Here is a 19,861-nt window from a genome sequence, read left to right as displayed (position 1 = left end):
TTACACTGCCGTCCCCCCACCCATCTGAAGCGTTAAAAAGAAGGAGGGATGAATGTGAAGACAGCAGCATTACAGAAATGTGAATAAAGCGATACGCTGTGGCACACGGGATATAGGCTATGCAAGAAATGAGCGCATGGAGTGCAAAAAATAGAGAGTTATATGGAATTCCTCCCTATAACTCTCTATTTATGAGTCGTTTTGATAGACTATAGGGAATTGTTCCCTATAATTCAACTGGAATTGGTGTTTTCTATAGAAATTGGCCAATATATAGGGAGGAATTCCCTATAATCTGTTCATATAACAACTGTGTGCTAATTTATAGGGAGGGTTTCCCTATAAGGCGTTCCATCTAAACAAAATGCTCCCAATCTACTTTCATTCTTACTCGCCTAACCACCGGAAATCTGCGGAAGTACGGTAGCATGTGCTCCATAATCTATAAATATGCTGCTAAGCTGCAAATTTAAACTAGCAGAGGCAGCCTATTCACCCGACAGGGTGATTTTCTTAATCTATACAACTTCTATTGAAGCTGTATCCTTTGTATGAACAACTGTGAGCACAGCATCTTTCCATCCCGAGTATAGCTGCTGCCTTATGGCCTCGCTCATATTCGGAGTAAAAGATTCATAAAGATTTGAGCTAGACGCTAGGTCAGCGAGGTCGAGGTCGCTCCAGAAGTCGGTTGCTAGACCGCCTAAGTATACGGAGCCCATAGCCGATAGCTCAGCACAGGTTGAACGAGTAAGTGGATGGTCGAGTAGATCGGCTTGAAACTGCATGAGCCAATCATTTGCAGAGGCGCCGCCGTCTGCACGTAACTCTGAAAGCGGGATGCCTGACTTTTCTTGAAGGAACATCACAGAATCTTTGACTTGATAGGCGATACTCTCCAGTGCGGCACGAATAATATGTCCACGTCCTGTAGAGCGATTCATCCCCATGATGGCAGCTCGTGCAAAGGGATCCCAGTAAGGAGCACCCATCCCAACAAATGCAGGAACAAGATAGACTCCTTCATTCGATGGGATGCTTTTGAGTAGTGCCTGCATTTCATCAAAGGTAGTGAACAAGCCTAAATTGTCACGGATCCATTTGATACTGTCACCCGTCGTCCGTAGCACCGATTCAAGTGCATAAGTAACTGTACCATTTGCTCCCCAGGCGATGGTCGTAACAAGTCCTTCTCCGCATGTCATCGGCTTCTCACCGATGTTCATCATCACTGAGGTACCTGTACCGTATGTAGCCTTCGCCATCCCGGGTTGGTGGCACATTTGGCCGAACAACGCCCCTTGTGAGTCACCGATAATTCCGGAGATTGGAATTTCTACATCGAATATTGAGGGATCCTTGGTGTATCCGAAGATTGTATCCGATGGTTTAACCATTGGCAACAGAGAGGAGGGGACATGAAATAGCGAACACAGCTCCTCATCCCATTGCAAGGTATGGATATTGAAGAGAGAGGTTCGACTTGCATTTGTATAGTCTGTCGCATGGACTATGCCACCTGAAAGCTTCCAGATAATCCAGCTATCGATGGTTCCAGCAAGCAGGCGTCCTTCAGCTGCAAGATCGCGCGCTCCATCGACATGATCTAGGAGCCATTGTAGCTTGGTCGCTGAGAAATAAGGATCAAGCATAAGACCTGTCTTATTCGTTACTAACTGTTCGTATTTACTTTCTTGGTATTGTACACATATTTGTGCGGTACGTTGACATTGCCAGACGATCGCATTGTGAATCGGAAGTCCTGTAACACGATCCCAGATGAGCGCCGTCTCACGTTGATTAGTTAATGTTAATGTGGCTATATCTCCCGAAGCAATGCCGGCCTTCTCCATACAGGAGAGGGCCGTTGCAATGACATTCTCATAGATTTCAAGGGGATCATGTTCGACCCATCCGGGCTGTGGATAGTACTGCTTATGCTCCTTGGAGCTTCGAGCAATGACATTCCCGGATCGGTCAACGACTAATGCCTTGGTGCCAGATGTGCTCTGGTCAATGGCTAGAATATACCTCTCTGGATTCATCCTCTTTGCACCCTTTACTTGTTAATGAGCTGATGAGCGATCTGCTGAATATTCGTATCAGTGATCCCATAGTGACGGAATACTTCAGATGTTTTACCAGCGATCGCAGGCTCGTCAGGGATCCCTAATACTTTCATAGGAACGGGATGAGACTGTACCACGACTTCTGCTACTGCTGCACCCAAGCCGCCGAAAATACTGTGCTCTTCGACAGTAATGATCCGTCCTGTTTCTTGAGCAGCCTTTATAATTGCGGCTTCATCCAATGGCTTTATTGTATGCATATTCAGAACTCGGCAGGAAACGCCATCTTCAGCGAGTCGATTGGATGCATCTAATGCAATGCGAACAGTTTCCCCAGTAGCAATAATAGTAATATCTGTGCCTTGCCGCATCGTTACGGCTTTGCCGATTTCAAAAGGATAGTCATCGGATTCATACACATCCTCAACCGCATTCCGACCAATACGAACATAAACCCCACCGTCATATTGCACTAGTGCTTCGGTCATTTTCTTCGTTTCATGACGATCGGCTGGAAGCACGATGGCAAGACCTGGAATAGCCCTTGCGACGGCAATATCCTGAACGGAATGATGCGACATACCTAGCGCTCCATAGCTGACGCCGCCACTGATGCCAATGAGCTTAACATTCGTATGAGAATAAGCAACATCGACTTTAATCTGCTCAATACTGCGCATACTCAGGAAGCAGGCAGGAGAAGTGACGAAAGGCTTCTTACCACTGTGTGCTAAGCCCGCAGACATCCCGACGATATTCTGCTCCGCTATGCCAACCTCGACGAACTGTTCAGGGTACGTATTAGCAAAGGGACCCATCGCAGCAGAACCCCGTGAATCACTTGCCAGCACCATAATATCTCTATCTTCTTTCGCGAGTTCAAGCAACGTTTCACAAATGACCTGACGATTTGGAATGGTATTCATACTAGATCACCTGTCCTTCATGAATAAGATCTTCAATGTATGCATCAAGCTCCGCGTGTGCGAGCTTTAATTGTTCATCATTCGGTACGTGATGATGCCATGCGGGAACGTTCTCGGCGAAGGAGACACCCTTACCCTTAACAGTGTTGGCCATAATTAATGTCGGCTTACCAGATAAGATTGGAGCTGCACGGAATGCTTCAATCAATTCATCCATGTCATTGCCGTTAATGGAGACGACATTCCATCCAAAGGCTGCCCACTTCTCTTCAAGAGGCTCTAATCCCATAACATCTTCCGTAGCACCACTTATTTGCAGTCGATTGCGGTCGATGATACCAACGAGATTATCCAGCTTGTAGTGAGCGCCAGCCATCGCTGCTTCCCAGTTAGAGCCTTCCGCTTGTTCGCCATCTCCCATAAGACAGAAGACCCGGTAAGGGAGACCATCACGTTTAGCAGCTAGTGCCATACCAACAGAAATCGGCAAGCCATGCCCGAGAGCACCTGTATTCATTTCGATGCCTGGAACCTTATTATTCGGATGTCCAATGAGACGCGTACCGAATTGGCTGTAAGTCTCTAACTCTTCTTTTGGGAAAAAGCCCTTATCCGCGAGAATGCACCATAGTGATTCAACGGAATGCCCTTTACTTGCAATAAACCGATCTCGAAGCACCCATTTTGGATTTGTGGGGTCAATGTTCATAATGTCATAATATAATGCCGTCAAAATATCTGTATTACTTAACGAGCCGCCGGTATGGCCGGTTTTTGCACGATGAATGATTGTGAGTAGGTCCTTGCGAATATGCGCTGCTTTGATTTTTAACGCTCTTGTATCCATAAGTATCTCCTCTTTTCTTTACCACAATAGAATTTATAAATTACACCGTAGGCGGAACTGATAATTTCTATTTGGCGATAATTACATCAACTAATGGGGTCGTTCATCTTTGCAGGTACTTCGAAAGGTTTATTCTCAGACAATAATATTAGAGGGTTGCTTACGAACTAAGTCAGAGCCTCTTAACCAGCTTTGGATTTCTTTTTCCGTCGGATCCACAGGATCAGCGGTGAGTCCAGGAATATAATTACAAGCTTCATAGATGGCTGGAATTACATTAGCATGAATACCAACAGAGTGATGGACATAAGGCCCCTTCACAAGCTTCTCTTCCCATAGCGGCCAATCGTTCACTTCCACCCATACATATGAACCGCGAGTATATGGACCTTGAATACCTTTGGCGCGACCTAAGAACATCGAATATTCTCCATGATCGCCATCAAAGCGAGCAATCGTCATACTGCCGCCGCGAATTTCGCCTTCATGTGTTCCAGGTGCGTGGTCATCGAATAGGAAATGCTTACGTAGCTTCGGCTTCTGTTCCACAGATAGGGATACCGGGAAATTACCACAATGGAAGAGTAGCTCACCATTTTCATTCTCTGGATGACGTATTGTAATATCTGCGAAGAAGGTTGGATGCTGATTCATTGCTCCGGCTTGCACCATAATGGATGTAATTGCGCCATGAATATCTGTCTCACACGTAACAGGAATCTGTTCATCGGTAAGAATTGCATTTGCTAGACAAGGCATGATAGACATCGTTTCCTGTAAGGAAGACCAGCATTGAATAGCGATCGCGCTGCTGCCAGTCTCTTGAGCGAAAGACTTCATCGCAACTTTAAGTGCGGCGATTCTACGAACATCCTGTTCTGTCACTTCACTGTAATCTAGCTTTTCTTTGATATAGTCCATTACTTCTAGCAGAGCTGCACTGTTGCTAGCTTCGATTTTCTTCGTACGCAACTGGATGTCTACTAATGTAATCGGGTGAATCTCAATTCCGAAACGTTCCAAGAGCTCACCTTCATTACACATCATCGTCCAGAAGGAGGCGGGGCGTGGACCAATTTGGAGAATACGGAGGCTTTTAAAATGTCGTACGACGTTTGACGCGGCGATGAAGTTCGTGAATCCACGTTCGAATACGGGATCTGTCACCCAGCTATTTGTCACATATGTAAAAGGAACGCCAAACCGACGAAGTACTTTACCCGTTGCAAAAATTCCGCATTGCGTATCACGAAGTCGCATTCCGTCTTCTAAAGGTGCCTCATCCCGAGGTCCCCAGAGCAGGAGCGGCTTACCAAGTGCTTTACCTACACGTGCAACTGTATCTTCTGTACCAAAATTACAGTGAGGGACGAATACAGCATCGACATCTTCCTCTTTAAAGCGCTTTGCGATGAGGTCGGCATTAATATGATCGTCATACAACAAACCTTCCTCATTCAAGCCCTCTAAATCAACGATATCAATATCCATACCAAAGCTTTCTATTTGCTTGCGGATCTGCACCTTGTATTTGAAGGCGTCTTCAGCGCTGAAGGTAAACCGACGAGTAGGAGCATAACCAAGCTTGAATTTTTTCATGATCGATTCTCCGTTTCCTATGAAATAGGTTTAGTTAAGTCTTAACAAGAATGAGATAGTTTAGTTCTATTAACTAAACAAAATAAAAAAAGAAATCGCTTACGATGCCATAATATCATCTGTGTTAAGTGCGGTCAATTAGAATTTTTCAATATTTTAGTCACTTTTAACTAAACTTGTACTAAGTTAAGTTAAATATTTTAGTTAACTATTGCAGTGATTAGTAATTCGTTGTAAACTAAAGTTAACTAAACATGTGATTAATGAATGGAGAACGATGAAGTATGAAGATGGAGGATATCGCCAAGTTGGCGAATGTGTCTAAGGCAGCAGTGTCACTCGCATTTAATGGAAAACCTGGCATTGGACAGGAGACACGCGATCGTATTCTGCAAATTGCCGCGGAAGCAGGATATACACCGAAGATTAGAGCTTCAGCAGCGAAGAAAGTGGCCGAAGGCTCAGAAGACTTATCAAAATCTAGTGTCACTGGCCTGCAGCATTCCAATAATTCGTTAGTTTTTCTCGTATGTACGAATTCAGGTATCGTGCTGGAGGAGTATTACCAGCAGCCCTTTTTCCAAGAGCTAATCCAGTTCATTGAAGAACGCTGTAGGCAGAAGGGGTATCATCTGATGTACTCCAAGGTGAATATGGAGTATTTTGAACAGGAGATTGAACAGGTCGGGGAGCATAATCGAAATCAAGGGGTTATCGTTCTAGGTACCAACTTATCCCGTCAACAAATTTATTACATTCAAGAGCAGCTACCGAATGTCGTGGTTCTTGATACATGCTATGACGAGATGCCAGTACAATTTGTAGGTATTAATAATATGATGGGGGCTTATCAAGCGGGGACTTTCCTATGTCAAACGGGTCATAAGTCGATTGGATATATCGCCTCAAGTGTTAGAATTCATAATTTTGAGGAACGTGAACGTGGGTTCCAAGCGGCACTGAAGGAGCATGGTGTTGTACTACCTGCTGCTAACCGATTATCCGTAGCCCCGACGATCTTAACATCTCAGGAATCTTTGAAAAGACAGCTTGAGGCGATCATCGATCGAGGAGAAGGTTTACCCACCGCGTGGTTCTGTGAATGTGATTATATTGCGATTAGTGCGATGAAGACGATGGCTGAGTTAGGTGTTCGAGTTCCAGAGGATACCTCAATCATTGGATTCGATAATATTAAAGAGTCGGTGATCGTCACTCCAGAGCTTACGACCATCCATGTGGATAAAGAGCGAATGGCTGTATTGGCCGTTGATATGCTAGCGGATTCCATTGAGAAAGGCCTCGATGTCAAAAGTAAAATTAAAGTAGACACAACCTTTATAGAACGAAAATCCTGTATCAGTTCAGAAAAATAACAATTCTATGATTCGAACAACAAACTTCTAAGAGATGCCTATTACATATGAACGTAAAATAAGGCATCTTTTTTTGAAAGTTGCCTAAGGATGCCTAGATTTTACAACATGAAAGATCATAATCTTATCTACCAAATTGGAGTGATCTATGGGATGACGAAGAATACTGAATTTGTGGACAGCGATCAGCTTCCTGTATGGGGGGATTTACGTATACTGTCACAGAATCGCGAGTTGCCTCGAGCTGCTATGACGGTATTCGATTCTATTGTAAGCGCTTTAGAAGGGGATAGGGCAAATTCTCCATATTATCAATTACTGAATGGAATGTGGGATTTCTTTTACGCTGCATCTCCAATAGAAGTTCCGGCAGGCTATCAACAAGCGGATTTTACTGCTTCAGAGGATTGGAATACCATTCCCGTTCCATCGAACTGGCAGCTTCATGGATATGGGCATCCGCAGTATAGTAGCTGTCCTTATCCTTTTACTGTAGACCCGCCGCATGTGCCATTACGTAACCCAACAGGTTGCTATCGGACAGAGTTCCTGAAGAAGGAAGATTGGTCGGAACGTGAAATCTATCTAGTATTTGAAGGGGTGGATTCCGCCTTTCGAGTATGGGTGAATGGGAAATTTGTAGGCTATAGCGAAGGAAGTCATTATACCTCTGAATTCAGAATTACAGATTTGCTAGAAACGGGAAGCAACCTTCTGGCTGTAGAGGTGTACCAATGGTCAACAGGAAGCTATCTTGAATCGCAGGATAAATGGCGACTTAGCGGTATTTTTCGTGATGTATATTTGCTGGCGGAGTCCGTTGTAGGTGTTCGAGATCTAAGCGTAAGAACGATTCTATCTGAAGACTACACATCAAGTCAGCTTGAAATGAAGATTCAGGTCATGAATCGAAGCTTACAGGCTCATTCCCCTTGTCAATTACATATCGCTCTTCTAGATGAGGAGGGAGCATATGTATTTGAATACAACCATGACCAGTTGCTTCAGCTAAGCCCTCAGGAAGAAATTCAGCTGGGCCTGGTGGAGACCGTGCAAGCTCCTCAATTATGGACAGCGGAGACACCTTATCTCTATACGCTGCTCATTCAGCTATATGATGAGGAGACAAAGGCATTGCAAGAGGTTCGCAGCCTGAAGATTGGCTTCCGAGATATTCGTATTCGTGAGGGTCAGCTCTTCGTTAATGGTAGATCCGTCATCATTAAAGGCGTGAATCGAAACGAGTTTCATGCAGAGCACGGCGCGGTTATTACGGTAGCTGATATGGTTCAGGATATAGTCTTAATGAAGCAGTATAACATCAATTCAGTGCGATTGTCTCATTATCCCAATGATATTCGATGGTTGGATTTGTGTGATCAATATGGTTTGTATGTCATCGACGAGGCTGACTTGGAGACACACGGATTCGCGCTAACCGGGGAACGTGTGAATCAAGAGCTTCCCGGGTTTGCGAAGGGAGCAGCAGAGAGCTATCTATCTGATCACCCGGATTGGACTGAAGCTTATATCGATCGTGCGAGACGAATGGTTGAACAGGATAAGAATCACCCGAGCATCATCGTATGGTCGCTTGGAAATGAATCAGGATATGGCAAAAATCATGATGCGATGGCGGCTTGGATTCGTTCAGCTGATCCAACGCGGCTGATTCACTACGAACGTGCTTATGATGCTGAAGTCGTAGACATTGTGAGCACCATGTATCCATCGGTTGACATGCTGAAGCAAGAGGGAGAGAAGGAAGACTCGCGGCCTAATCTGATGTGTGAATATGGTCATGCGATGGGCAATTCCGTGGGTAATCTGAGTGAGTATTGGGATACGATCTATCAATATCCTCGACTTCTAGGTGGCTTAATCTGGGAATGGAGAGATCTTTCTATCTTGAAAAAGGACTCAGCCGGTGACACATGGTATGCCTATGGCGGCGATTTTGGAGAAGAGCTGCATAGTGGAACATTCTGCCTAGATGGGTTGCTATTTCCTGATAATACGCCGAAAGCTTCTTTACTCGAATATAAAAAGGTTATTGAACCGGTGCGAATTACGCAATCAAGTCAGGATCCTGAGGTTATAGGCATAGAAAATCGATTTGATTTCCTATCTCTATCGCATTTACGAGGACAATGGACATTGTATCAACAAGGTCAAGTGATCGATACAGGTGAGCTTCCTGTTCTGGACACGCCTGCTGGAGAATGTACAACCGTGAGTATTCCGTTCTCGAAGCGACTACTCATTGCAGGTAGTGAACATTGGCTGCATGTCAGCTTCTCGCTGCGTCATCCAACGATCTGGGCGGAAGCAGGGCACGAAGTTGCTTGGGCGGATATACCGTTAGGAAGCATGGAGGGAGATCAGGATGTAAAGCTCATGGAGGCAGAAGTAGCCGTGTCCTACTCAGAGCAGGCGCAAGGTTTACGTACAGAAGAAACACTCGCATCCATTCAGATTAACGGTGTTGATTGGGTTGCAGTCCTGGATAAAACGACTGGTGAGCTGAGACAGTGGGAGGTTCAAGGGCTGCCCTTACTTACGAAGGGACCTGTCATGAATGTATGGCGTGCACCGCTCGATAATGATGTCCATTTGGCCAAAGCTTGGAGAGCAGCGGGCTACAATCGTCTTCATTCGGATGTCCGTAAAGTCATCTTACAGCATGAAGATAAAGGCGGATGTAGCATCTTGGTTGAGCAGGTTATTGGTGCAAGTGGGGCGTTGCCATTGTTCCGCGGAACGATGAGCTATCATTTTACACCTGAAGGAACGCTGCGTCTTGTTCAATCCATTGTGCCTTTACGTGAGCTGCCGCCGCTGCCAAGACTGGGGATCAAGCTTGGTATACCTCAGACGTTTAACCGGATGTCTTGGTTTGGTCGAGGGCCTCATGAATGCTATTCCGATCGGAAGGAAAGTGGGAAGCTTGGTATCTATAGCGGGACTGTAGACGAACAATTTGTTCCCTACATTAAACCGCAAGAGAATGGCAACAAGGCAGATATTCGCTTTGGAAGCTACTGTGACGATCAGGGAAATGGACTGCTGCTGACGGGGGCTCACCTTTTCGATATGAGTGCACATTACTATGCGATTGAGGAGTTATCTAACAAATCGCATACGCATACATTGCAGCAATTAAATCATATTGAGCTGAAGCTGGATGCAGCACAGAGCGGCATCGGCAATCATAGCTGCGGCTATGCTCCCACACTGGAGACTTATCTCGTACTAGCAAAGGAACAGACATTTGAATTTACTTTGCAGCCGATCAGGGCGAAGTGAAATTCAGAGCATGACATCTAAAAGTACCATTATTAGATTCATTCATTTAATTCAATAATTTAATTCAATCTACGGAGGAGAACAACATGTCATTTGTCGTTACTGATTGTAGAACAGAGTATCTCGTTGAACCACTTGGATTGGACGTGCAACAACCGCGTTTATTCTGGAAGATGGAGTCTGATAGTCAAGAAGTGAAGCAAATCGCTTACCGCATTCTCGTATCTACCTCCAAGGAAGCACTCGTGCGTAATGAAGGCGACATGTGGGATAGCGGAACAATTGAGAGCGATCAATCTACACATATTGTGTATGAGGGAATGAAGTTGCAGTCAGATACAGATTACTTCTGGAAGGTTTGTGTGTGGGGAGACGAGAATCCAGACGAATCATGGAGTGAGCTGAATCGCTGGAGTATGGGCATTCTGTCTCGTACGGGCTGGAAGGGGAAGTGGATTGGGCGGAAGACTGAGCTGGGCTTGGAGCGACAACCGGCACCATTGTTCCGTAAGGATATTACTTTGGCTGCCGGAGTCAAGCGAGCTGTCGTATATGTAACCGCTTTAGGATTATATCAATTGAGATTAAATGGAGAGATCATCAGTCATTTATTCGCTCCAGGCTGGACGGACTACAATAAACGTGTGCAGGTGCAAGCCTTTGATGTGACTACGAATTTGCATGAAGGTAGCAATGCCGTAGGTGTGATCTTGGGTGAAGGCTGGTATGCAGGAACTGTTGGATTTTTAGCGGATAAAATTTATGGTGAACGTCCCTTCCTATTCATGCAATTGTCCGTGGAATATACCAACGGTACTAAAGAACTCTTCATTACAGATGGTAGTTGGAAGACAACGGATGGTCCAATTCGTTACTCCGATATGATAATGGGTGAAAGCTACGATGCTACACAGGAGCGTACAGGTTGGGATCAAGTGGGATACGATGATACCCAGTGGGAGCTACCAGATATTAGACCTGGCTATAATGGTCTCCTGACATCGACGATTGAGCCACCTGTTCGTATTACACGTACGCAGCAGCCGGTTAGTATGCGGAAGACAGAAGCCGGCACGTACATTTATGATATGGGACAAAATATGGTCGGTTGGACCGAACTCACCGTTTCAGGAGAACGTGGAACACAAGTAACGGTAAGCCACACTGAGATGCTCAATCCAGATGGCTCCATGTACCTAGATAACCTGAGAGTAGCTGTTCAGCAGGATCATTATGTGTTAAAGGGTGAAGGTGTTGAATGCTACGAACCACATTTCACCTTCCACGGCTTCCGGTATGTAGAGCTTATTGGCTATCCTGGTGAGCCTAATCTAGATACGATTATTGGGAAAGTTATTCATTCTGATACACAGGTGACAGGAAGCTTGGTCACATCGGATCCGATGGTGAATCAGTTGTACTCAAACATTACGTGGGGTCAACGAGGGAATTTCCTCTCGGTGCCAACCGATTGCCCACAACGCGATGAGCGGCTCGGATGGACTGGGGATGCGCAAATCTTCGCACGTACAGCAACGTACAATATGGACGTGTCTCGATTCTTTGATAAGTTCATGTGGGATATGATTGATGCTCAACAGCCATCAGGTGCGTTTACGGACGTTGCACCGGATGCGGGATGGATTCGACATAAGATGTGGAATACACGTCTGAACTGGTTCGCTCCTGATAATGCAGGCTGGGGGGATGCAGGTGTTGTAATTCCTTGGACCTTGTACCTTATGTATGGAGATAAGCGGATACTCGAAACCCATTATGACGCGATGGTACACTGGGTCGAATACCTCGTCTCTATGAGCGACAATTTGGTACGACCGGATTATGCCAACTATGGAGACTGGCTATCTATTGATGCGGATACGCCAAAGGATGTACTTGCAACCGCATATTTTGCCTACAGCACGAAAGTGATGAGTCTAATCTCGGAAGCCGTAGGAAGAAATGAAGATCAACAGCGCTTTGAAGCATTATTCAATGATATTGCAACGGCCTTCCGTCAAGCATTTGTGGATGAGCAAGGACGCATTCATGGGGAGACTCAGACGGTGTATGTGCTTGCCTTGCAATTCGGCCTTCTTACGCCTGAACAAGAACCGCAAGCGGCAGCTCATTTGGCAGCCAACATTCAAGCGCGAGGCAATCGGCTGTCAACAGGATTCCTAGGCGTAGGTTATCTATTGCCTGCCTTAACGGATCATGGTCAACTGGAGCTAGCCTATAAATTGCTGTCACAAGAAGAATTTCCATCCTGGATGTACTCCATTAAGCATGGTGCAACAACGATTTGGGAGCGTTGGGATGGTTATACGGAGCATAACGGTTTTCAGACACCAAGCATGAACTCATTTAACCATTATTCGCTCGGCTCCGTTGGGGAATGGATGTTCCGTTATATGGCAGGTCTCGAGACAGATCGTGAGCAGCCAGGGTTTAAACATACCATTATACAACCGCATCCAGGTGGAACGATCACTTCGGTACAAGCTGGTTATGACAGTTTATATGGTCATCATCAAGTAGATTGGAACATATCGGAGGATGGAAGTTTTAATATGAGCGTCACGGTTCCAGCGAATACTACCGCAACTATACATGTTCCAGGCCAAAATGTTACTTCAGATGCAGCGCAATCATCTTCACCAGCGAATAGGGATGCCGAAACATTTCATGTTGGTTCTGGAACATGGACGTTTAAATCGCAATTGACGATTAGTGTGAAAGAGCATGTGTAATGAGAACATGGGCGAGTAGTGATCTTCGCTTATATTTATTAAGGCTAAATGACAAACTTCCTCGCTATAGGTGGTAATTACATGCACAGCGTCTTGGTTGTAGATGATGAAAAATGGATTCGTCGCGGCTTAATTCAAACCATTAACTGGGATGCTTTTGGACTTAAGTTCGCTGGTGAAGCGGCGAACGGGGATGATGCTTTTACTCTGGCGATGGAGATTAGACCAGATCTGATGTTTCTGGATATGCTCATACCAGGTATGGATGGGCGTGCATTACTAGCCAAGTTAAAGGAAGTGTTGCCAAACATTAAAGTAATTGTTATTAGTGGATATTCTGACTTTGAAAATACGAAAGAAGCAATACGGCATCATGTGCTTGATTATCTGCTGAAGCCTGTTCGGAAGGAGGAACTGAATGCCGTACTAGGTAAGGTCTGTGAAGAAATTCGTTCCATAAAGGAGAAGAAGGAGTCTTCTCTGCTAGCACAAGACGGATGGTTTCGGAACACAAACTTCAAAATACAAAAACTATGAGAATGCTCAAATGGTAGGATATGAGGCCAGTGAGCAGATGAACTCGTAAGGAGACGATGTTATGGAGAAGCAATTGATACCTGATACATTAATGCTAGAAGAAAGAGCAGCACATGCGATAAATGCCATTATTGGTATGGCAGATCATGATCATAACTGCATCCCGTTTTTTGCGGCGGATTTGATGGCAGAGCCTGCGAATATGACACATGGTGATTGGGATTATGGTTCATCTCATGGTCGAATGGTTGATGCTTTGGTGTTAGCACGACATATGAGTGGTTCGACAGAAGGTATGGAGACAGAGGAGAAATATCGTTCTAATTTATTATCGTTCTTCAAGGAAGATGGACTAAGCTATCGTCAAGTCAACCCGAATCATAAATGGGAGCCTAATGCGAACCTTATTGATCAACGTGCTGTTATTCTATCCTTAACCTCCTGGTATATGGAGAGTGGAGACCCGAAGGTGAAGGAAGCTGCAGACCTTCATGTAGCAGCATTGAAGCGAATTGCGATTAAAGAGCGCGATATTTGGTTCTACCCTGCATCTGAATATAAAGAAGGTGGATGGCCATCTTCAAATGCTAGTCTACTTCGACTGGCTCCGGATCCTGCATCCTTTAGCGGCCGTCTGATTATGCCTTTGTTAAAATATCATGAGATTACAGGTAACAAAGATGCCTTTGAACTGTGTCAATACTTTGCGGCGTTAATTATTGACCGCAGTGGAGTGTTTAACGAAGACGGTAGCTTTAATACGGCGCTTGCGTATCGCAGTGGGCATTTCCACACACGGATTGGTACCCTGGATGCCATCGCACGTTTTGGTGCTTTTACTGGTAACGCGGCTATGATTTCTTGGGTGAAAAAGAGCTATGATTGGGCGCTAAACGTAGGGACCTCTTTCGGGTGGACGCCTGGAGATATGCATGAGCAAGCTTATGAGCATGAAACCTGCTCGCTTGTTGATTTGATCTCGACAGGGATTACGCTGGCACAAAGTGGCTATGTCGAGTACTGGGGCATCGTTGAACGTTTCTTAAGAAACCATTTGACGGAATCACAGCTATTAGATCTGGATTGGGTTCAGCAAACGGAGGATCGCTCGAAGGATGTTCACGCTCGCATCACGCATTATAAAGTCGCAGATCGTACAAGAGGTTCCTTCGCCGGATACTCTGCTCCGAATGATTTCGTCAGTGACGTAATTGAGGGACGTGGTCATACCAATGACCTACAGATTTGCTGCTTAGGTTCAGGTACACGTGGTTTGTTTATGGGCTGGAGCAATACGGTGACTGAGAATAAGGGTACGGTAAGTGTGAATTTCCTCTTAAACCGTGGCTCGAAATGGCTAGATGTACATAGCTATCTTCCGCATGAAGGAAAGCTTGTGCTGAAGGTTCATGAAGATATTTCGCGTCTCTTGGTGAGAATTCCTGAATGGGCTGGCTTTACCAAAATTAAATACCACCGCGAGCATAATGGTAATGTCATTGAGGGTCATGGAAAAGAGGCAAGTCGTTGGGTAAACCGCTGTTTCTTACAGTTAGATGAAGCTTTTGCAGGTGAGACGATTACGATCACCTTCCCACTAAGCTTCCGCACGACCGTTGAAACTGCGGTAGGTCAGCAGTTCATTACTGAATGGCGTGGTGATGATGTCATTAACATTACTCCACAAGGGAAAAAGAAGCCTCTTTACTCCACGCGTATGGTGTTTGAAGAAGCTCCTATGAAAGAAGGAAGCTTGAGACGTCCCGATAAAGAAATAATTTGGTAATTTAACGTCGAGGTTCCGCCTGACAGCATTATGCTGTCAGGCGGAACCTCGGCTCATTCGACTATAAAAGGAGTGTTGTAATCCTATGAAAACAGTAGTTGCAATATACACAGGTCAAGGATTAGCCGATCCATTAAAGGCTGTATTTCAAGAAATGCTACCAGATTGTCGTCTCGTGAACATCATCGATGATAGTCTGATTGGCGATGTCGTGAAGGCTGGGAATGTTCCACCTGGGGTTGCAAGACGTCTTGTTCAGTACTATCACAATGGTGAAGAATTAGGCGCAGATGTGATCTTGAATACATGCTCCTCTGTGGGGGAAGTCGTTGATGGTGCACGCGGGCTCATTGGTGTTCCCATTGTTAAGATTGATGATTTAATGGCGCAGAAGGCGGTAGAAGGGTTTGACCGTATTGCTGTTGTAGCGACATTACCTTCGACCTTAGAACCAACGATGCGTTTGATTCGGAAGAAAGCAGAAGAAGCGGGCAAAGAGATTGAAATTGTGAACGGATTGGCCGCAGGAGCGTTCGATGCACTCGTCTCTGGCCGACCTGCGGAGCATGATGACATTCTTCTTCAAACAGCGCTGCGTGTTGCGGAGAATGCAGACGCCATTGTGCTCGCTCAAGGATCGATGGCACGGATGGAACAGAAGCTACGTGAAGCAACAGGAAAGGAAGTATTTTCTTCACCACGTTTTGGGGTTCAACAAGTGAAGGAATTACTGGAAAAGTTGTAGAGATAATCTCATAACGAATACTTCGAAAGGAGCAATGCTATGGAGAAGCTCAAGCTCGTCGATGTGTTACATCAATATAAACAGATGGCTGATCCTTACGTTTCATCACAGCTAAAGAGATTGATTCAGGAGAATCGCAGCAAAATTATTGTACTAGATGACGACCCAACGGGTGTGCAGACGGTACATGGCGTAACGGTGATTACCGATTGGAGTCAGGCAAGTATTCGGCAAGGGTTTCTAACGGAGCAGAAAACATTCTTCATTCTGACGAATTCAAGAAGCTTCACAGCGGAAGAGACGCGGGCTGCGCACCGTGAGATCGCGAAGAATATTATTACGGTGTCACGTGAATTGAATTGTCCATATCTCTTGGTCAGTCGTGGAGACTCAACACTTCGCGGTCATTATCCATTGGAGACGGACGTATTAAGAGAGACGATTGAGCATGAGACGAAAATGTCTTTTGACGGTGAAATTATTTGCCCATTCTTCAAGGAAGGTGGACGTTATACCCTTTATGATGTGCATTATGTGGAGCGTCAAGGACTGCTAACACCATGTAGTGAGACGGAATTCGCTCAAGACAAAACATTTGGTTATCAATCCTCAGATCTACGTGAGTGGGTAGATGAGAAGACAAGTGGCCAATTTCCGAAGCAACAAGTACTGACGATCTCTCTGGAGGAGCTGCGAAGTAAGGATGTAGATGCTATTACAGCAAAGCTCTTTTTCGTGAGTCAATTTAATAAAGTCATTGTCAATGCGTTGGATTATCAGGACCTTGAAGTCTTCTGCTTAGCGCTATATGAGGTAATGGGAGCAGGAAAGCAGTTCTTGTTCCGAACGGCGGCTAGCTTTGTCCGTGTGTTTGGCGGGATACATGAGCAGCCACTATTAACCTCGCAGCAGCTCTTCCAGCAACAAGACGACACCTCATCAATCACATCGGAGCGTGGTGGACTTATTGTTGCTGGTTCGCATACGCATCTGACGACTGCTCAGCTCAATAGGTTAGGCGAATCTTCGTGTATTGTTCAGGTTGAGCTAAATCAACATTTAGCTGTGGAAGCTGAAGAGATTTGGCTGAATGAAATGTTGAGAATTTCATGTGAAGTCAAAGAGTTGCTCCAATTAGGCCAAACCGTAGTATTATGCACTCGACGGGAGCGTTTTGATGTAAATAATGGCAGCAAGGAAGATGAGCTTCGCGTTGCGGTACGTATCTCTGGGGCTTTAACAGAAATCGTAGCACAACTTTCAGTTCGACCTCGTTATATTGTAGCGAAGGGCGGTATTACGTCTAGTGATATTGGTACAAAGGCGTTGCAGGTAAAGCAGGCTGTTGTTGCTGGTCAGATTAAGCCCGGGATTCCCGTCTGGATTTGTGGTGCGGAGAGTAAATTCCCTAATCTTCCGTATATTATTTTCCCAGGCAATGTGGGTAAAGAGTCTACGTTATTAGAGATTGTAGAGGAGCTAAAGCTATGAGGAAGGTTATTATTTCCGTTGCACCAACATCGGCGTCAGTTACTTCGATTCATCCGCAACAGCTTGCAGAGGAGGTCGTTGCGGCGAATCGTGCTGGGGCAGCGATGGTACATATGCATGTACGCGACCTCAAGGGGCAACTAACAAGTGATATTCAAGTATTTCAAGAGACGGTTGAATGCATTACAAAAGTGAGTGATATCGTTATTCAAGCATCGACAGGTGGGCTATCTGAGTTGACGATTCAAGAGCGCTGCGCTCCATTGTCCTATAACAAGGTGGAAACGGTCTCACTCAATGTTGGTTCCGTAAACCTGGGTGAGGCCATTTACAAGAATCCCATTGGCGATGTTCGATATTGTGTCGAGCAAATCTTAAAGTTCGGGAAAACTCCTGAAATCGAAGTTTTTGAACTTGGTATGATTCAGACAGTTCTTGAGCTAGATCGTCGTTATGAGCTACCAAAACCACTTATGTTTGATCTAGTGCTTGGCCATCAAGGTGGGGCTCCCGCTACGATCAATGCATTAATAGCATTACGTAGCCTCGTGCCACCGGATGCGTTATGGGGCGTTACGCATGCGAATCGTACGGATTATTCGATTATAGCGGCTGCCATTGCGATGGGTGCGAGTCTTGTACGAATCGGCTTTGAGGATAGTGATTATTTGAGTATCGATCGACGGGCAGAGCATAACGCAGAGCTTGTCTCCAAGGTAGCAGATATCATTCGCTCCATGGAGCTAGAGGTGGCCAGTCCGCAAGATGCTAGACAGATGTTAGGAGTATTTTCCGCAACGCAAAGATCGTAATCATATAATGAGAACCATGCTAAATGAAGCAGCGAACACATCGTTCCTAAGGGGGAAAAGCACGATGAGTAACGTATTGAACACGGCGCTTACAACTGAACAATGGGGGATAGCAGAAGTAGAGTTACATGGTCCACAGAGCGGGAATCCGTTCCAGGATATTCAGCTGTCAGCAATATTTCGCTTAATGAATCGAACGGTTGAAGTAGAAGGCTTCTATGACGGAAATGGATTGTATTACATTCGATTTATGCCTGATAGTTTAGGAGAATGGACGTTTGAAACTCACAGTAATGTGCCGGAGATGGACAGTATTCAAGGTATATTGAACGTTACAAGTCCTAGTGAAGGGAAACATGGTCCAGTTCGCGTGAAGGATCAGATCCATTTTGCCTATGCGGATGGCACACCGTTCTTCCCATTTGGAACGACAAGTTATGTATGGAACCATCAAGGAGAGGCTTTGGAGCTCAAGACGCTTGCTAGCTTAGAAGCTAGTGGTGCTTTTAATAAAATCCGTATGTGTGTGTTTCCGAAGCATTACGACTATAACATGAATGAGCCGGAATTCTACCCCTTCCAAGGGAATTTGAAGGATGGTTTTGATTTCTCCGTCTTTAATCCGGATTATTGGCGCCATCTAGAGCGTAGGATTGAGGAGCTCCAGCATTTGGGGATTGAAGTAGATCTGATTTTGTTCCATCCTTATGATCGCTGGGGATTTGCAAGCATGCCGTCTGAAACCGATGACTTCTATCTGCGCTATGCGATAGCCCGTCTTTCCTCGTATCATGGTATATGGTGGTCATTAGCGAATGAATACGATTTAATGCACAAGAAGAAAATGGAGGATTGGGACCGTTTCTTCCGCACTCTGCAGCAGTATGATCCCTATCAACATTTACGTTCCATCCACAATTGGCAGAACATGGAGATTCATTATAAGAATCTTATTGGTCATTGGTATGATCATGGCAAGCCATGGGTTACTCATGTCAGTGTTCAGCATCATGAGCTAATGTATCATATCAAGGAATGGCGTGACCTGTATCGTAAGCCGATTGTCATCGATGAGTGCCAGTATGAGGGTAACTTGAACCATGGCTGGGGAAATATAACGGGTGAGCGGATGGTCGAATGCTTCTGGCAAGGCGCTGCGCAAGGCGCTTATGTCACGCATGGCGAAACGTTTTTTCACCCAGATGAGATTATTTGGTGGTCTCATGGTGGAGAGCTTCATGGTGAGAGTCCAGCGAGGATTAAATTCTTGAAAGACATAATGGAGCAAGGGCCACAACTGGGATCAGTTAAAGCCAACTTTCATCATGATGCTGCAACTGGGGGTGTCGATGGCGAATATTATTTGGTCTATTATGGCGCCAAACGTCCTGCCCTCAAAAAATTTATACTCCCAGAAGGAATCCAATTTACTATCGATCTCATTGATACGTGGAACATGACGATAAAGAGATTAGAAGGTACATATTCAGGTGAATGTACTGTGAATCTAGAATCGAAGCCCTACCAAGCATTGCGAATTAAAAAAAAATCATAGAGGTGTAAGCTAAATAGAAGGGTTGATTTTTCTACCCCGATTTGCTAACATACGTTGTA

The 19,861-nt window shown here is 45.2% G+C and carries 13 protein-coding genes; 9 read left to right on the top strand and 4 right to left on the bottom strand.

The window, feature by feature from the left end; genetic code table 11:
* Positions 1-518 precede the first annotated feature (518 nt).
* From glpK to NSS67_RS26205, 4 genes are all read right to left on the bottom strand, one after another.
* A complete protein-coding gene (gene glpK / locus NSS67_RS26220; protein ID WP_339316664.1) occupies positions 519-2,045 on the bottom strand; it encodes a glycerol kinase GlpK in 1,527 nt (508 codons plus the stop codon).
* A 14-nt stretch (positions 2,046-2,059) separates the two neighbouring features.
* On the bottom strand, positions 2,060-2,995 hold the full coding sequence (locus NSS67_RS26215) for a transketolase C-terminal domain-containing protein (RefSeq protein WP_339316663.1): 936 nt from the start codon (positions 2,993-2,995) through the stop codon (positions 2,060-2,062).
* Between the two features lies 1 nt (position 2,996).
* On the bottom strand, positions 2,997-3,842 hold the full coding sequence (locus NSS67_RS26210) for a transketolase (RefSeq protein ID WP_339316662.1): 846 nt from the start codon (positions 3,840-3,842) through the stop codon (positions 2,997-2,999).
* Between the two features lie 135 nt (positions 3,843-3,977).
* Positions 3,978-5,441, bottom strand: a complete 1,464-nt coding sequence (locus NSS67_RS26205; protein WP_339316661.1) for an L-fucose/L-arabinose isomerase family protein — start codon at positions 5,439-5,441, stop codon at positions 3,978-3,980.
* Between the two features lie 284 nt (positions 5,442-5,725).
* Between NSS67_RS26205 and NSS67_RS26200 the strand changes: the two genes are divergently transcribed.
* The 9 genes from NSS67_RS26200 to NSS67_RS26160 all read left to right on the top strand — a co-directional run bounded on the left by NSS67_RS26200 (position 5,726) and on the right by NSS67_RS26160 (position 19,802).
* Positions 5,726-6,817 carry a LacI family DNA-binding transcriptional regulator gene (locus tag NSS67_RS26200; protein ID WP_339316660.1) on the top strand — a complete coding sequence of 364 codons (1,092 nt, stop codon included), beginning with the start codon at positions 5,726-5,728 and terminating at the stop codon, positions 6,815-6,817.
* A gap of 108 nt (positions 6,818-6,925) precedes the next feature.
* Entirely contained in the window at positions 6,926-10,123 is a 3,198-nt protein-coding gene (locus NSS67_RS26195) for a glycoside hydrolase family 2 TIM barrel-domain containing protein (protein ID WP_339316659.1), read from the top strand.
* Between the two features lie 86 nt (positions 10,124-10,209).
* A complete protein-coding gene (locus NSS67_RS26190; RefSeq protein WP_339316658.1) occupies positions 10,210-12,876 on the top strand; it encodes a family 78 glycoside hydrolase catalytic domain in 2,667 nt (888 codons plus the stop codon).
* Positions 12,877-12,957: 81 nt separating this feature from the next.
* Entirely contained in the window at positions 12,958-13,413 is a 456-nt protein-coding gene (locus NSS67_RS26185) for a response regulator (RefSeq protein WP_339316657.1), read from the top strand.
* Positions 13,414-13,474: 61 nt separating this feature from the next.
* The gene (locus NSS67_RS26180; protein WP_339316656.1) at positions 13,475-15,199 is read left to right on the top strand and encodes a hypothetical protein; all 1,725 of its coding nucleotides are present in this window, start codon (positions 13,475-13,477) and stop codon (positions 15,197-15,199) included.
* 85 nt (positions 15,200-15,284) lie between these two features.
* Positions 15,285-15,944: an aspartate/glutamate racemase family protein gene (locus NSS67_RS26175; RefSeq protein WP_339316655.1), complete on the top strand. Its 660-nt coding sequence runs from the start codon at positions 15,285-15,287 to the stop codon at positions 15,942-15,944.
* Between the two features lie 39 nt (positions 15,945-15,983).
* Positions 15,984-17,435 carry a four-carbon acid sugar kinase family protein gene (locus NSS67_RS26170; protein ID WP_339316654.1) on the top strand — a complete coding sequence of 484 codons (1,452 nt, stop codon included), beginning with the start codon at positions 15,984-15,986 and terminating at the stop codon, positions 17,433-17,435.
* A complete protein-coding gene (locus NSS67_RS26165) occupies positions 17,432-18,247 on the top strand; it encodes a 3-keto-5-aminohexanoate cleavage protein (protein ID WP_339316653.1) in 816 nt (271 codons plus the stop codon). The genes NSS67_RS26170 and NSS67_RS26165 overlap by 4 nt, the downstream gene beginning before the upstream one ends.
* A gap of 64 nt (positions 18,248-18,311) precedes the next feature.
* On the top strand, positions 18,312-19,802 hold the full coding sequence (locus tag NSS67_RS26160) for a DUF5605 domain-containing protein (RefSeq protein ID WP_339316652.1): 1,491 nt from the start codon (positions 18,312-18,314) through the stop codon (positions 19,800-19,802).
* Positions 19,803-19,861: the final 59 nt, after the last annotated feature.

It is taken from the genome of Paenibacillus sp. FSL R10-2734, assembly GCF_037963865.1.
Lineage (GTDB): Bacteria > Bacillota > Bacilli > Paenibacillales > Paenibacillaceae > Paenibacillus_AQ.
Note: the sequence above shows the minus strand (reverse complement) of the source record. Positions and strands in the feature narration are given on the sequence as shown.

Bases quoted from the DNA above. Each gene is read 5' to 3' on its own strand.
- NSS67_RS26195 (WP_339316659.1), top strand. From the start codon at position 6,926: ATGAAAGATCATAATCTTATCTACCAAATTGGAGTGATCTATGGGATG.
- NSS67_RS26175 (WP_339316655.1), top strand. From the start codon at position 15,285: ATGAAAACAGTAGTTGCAATATACACAGGTCAAGGATTAGCCGATCCA.
- NSS67_RS26210 (WP_339316662.1), bottom strand. From the start codon at position 3,842: ATGGATACAAGAGCGTTAAAAATCAAAGCAGCGCATATTCGCAAGGAC.
- NSS67_RS26215 (WP_339316663.1), bottom strand. From the start codon at position 2,995: ATGAATACCATTCCAAATCGTCAGGTCATTTGTGAAACGTTGCTTGAA.
- NSS67_RS26205 (WP_339316661.1), bottom strand. From the start codon at position 5,441: ATGAAAAAATTCAAGCTTGGTTATGCTCCTACTCGTCGGTTTACCTTC.
- NSS67_RS26165 (WP_339316653.1), top strand. From the start codon at position 17,432: ATGAGGAAGGTTATTATTTCCGTTGCACCAACATCGGCGTCAGTTACT.
- NSS67_RS26170 (WP_339316654.1), top strand. From the start codon at position 15,984: ATGGAGAAGCTCAAGCTCGTCGATGTGTTACATCAATATAAACAGATG.
- NSS67_RS26180 (WP_339316656.1), top strand. From the start codon at position 13,475: ATGGAGAAGCAATTGATACCTGATACATTAATGCTAGAAGAAAGAGCA.
- NSS67_RS26200 (WP_339316660.1), top strand. From the start codon at position 5,726: ATGAAGATGGAGGATATCGCCAAGTTGGCGAATGTGTCTAAGGCAGCA.
- glpK (WP_339316664.1), bottom strand. From the start codon at position 2,045: ATGAATCCAGAGAGGTATATTCTAGCCATTGACCAGAGCACATCTGGC.
- NSS67_RS26185 (WP_339316657.1), top strand. From the start codon at position 12,958: ATGCACAGCGTCTTGGTTGTAGATGATGAAAAATGGATTCGTCGCGGC.
- NSS67_RS26190 (WP_339316658.1), top strand. From the start codon at position 10,210: ATGTCATTTGTCGTTACTGATTGTAGAACAGAGTATCTCGTTGAACCA.
- NSS67_RS26160 (WP_339316652.1), top strand. From the start codon at position 18,312: ATGAGTAACGTATTGAACACGGCGCTTACAACTGAACAATGGGGGATA.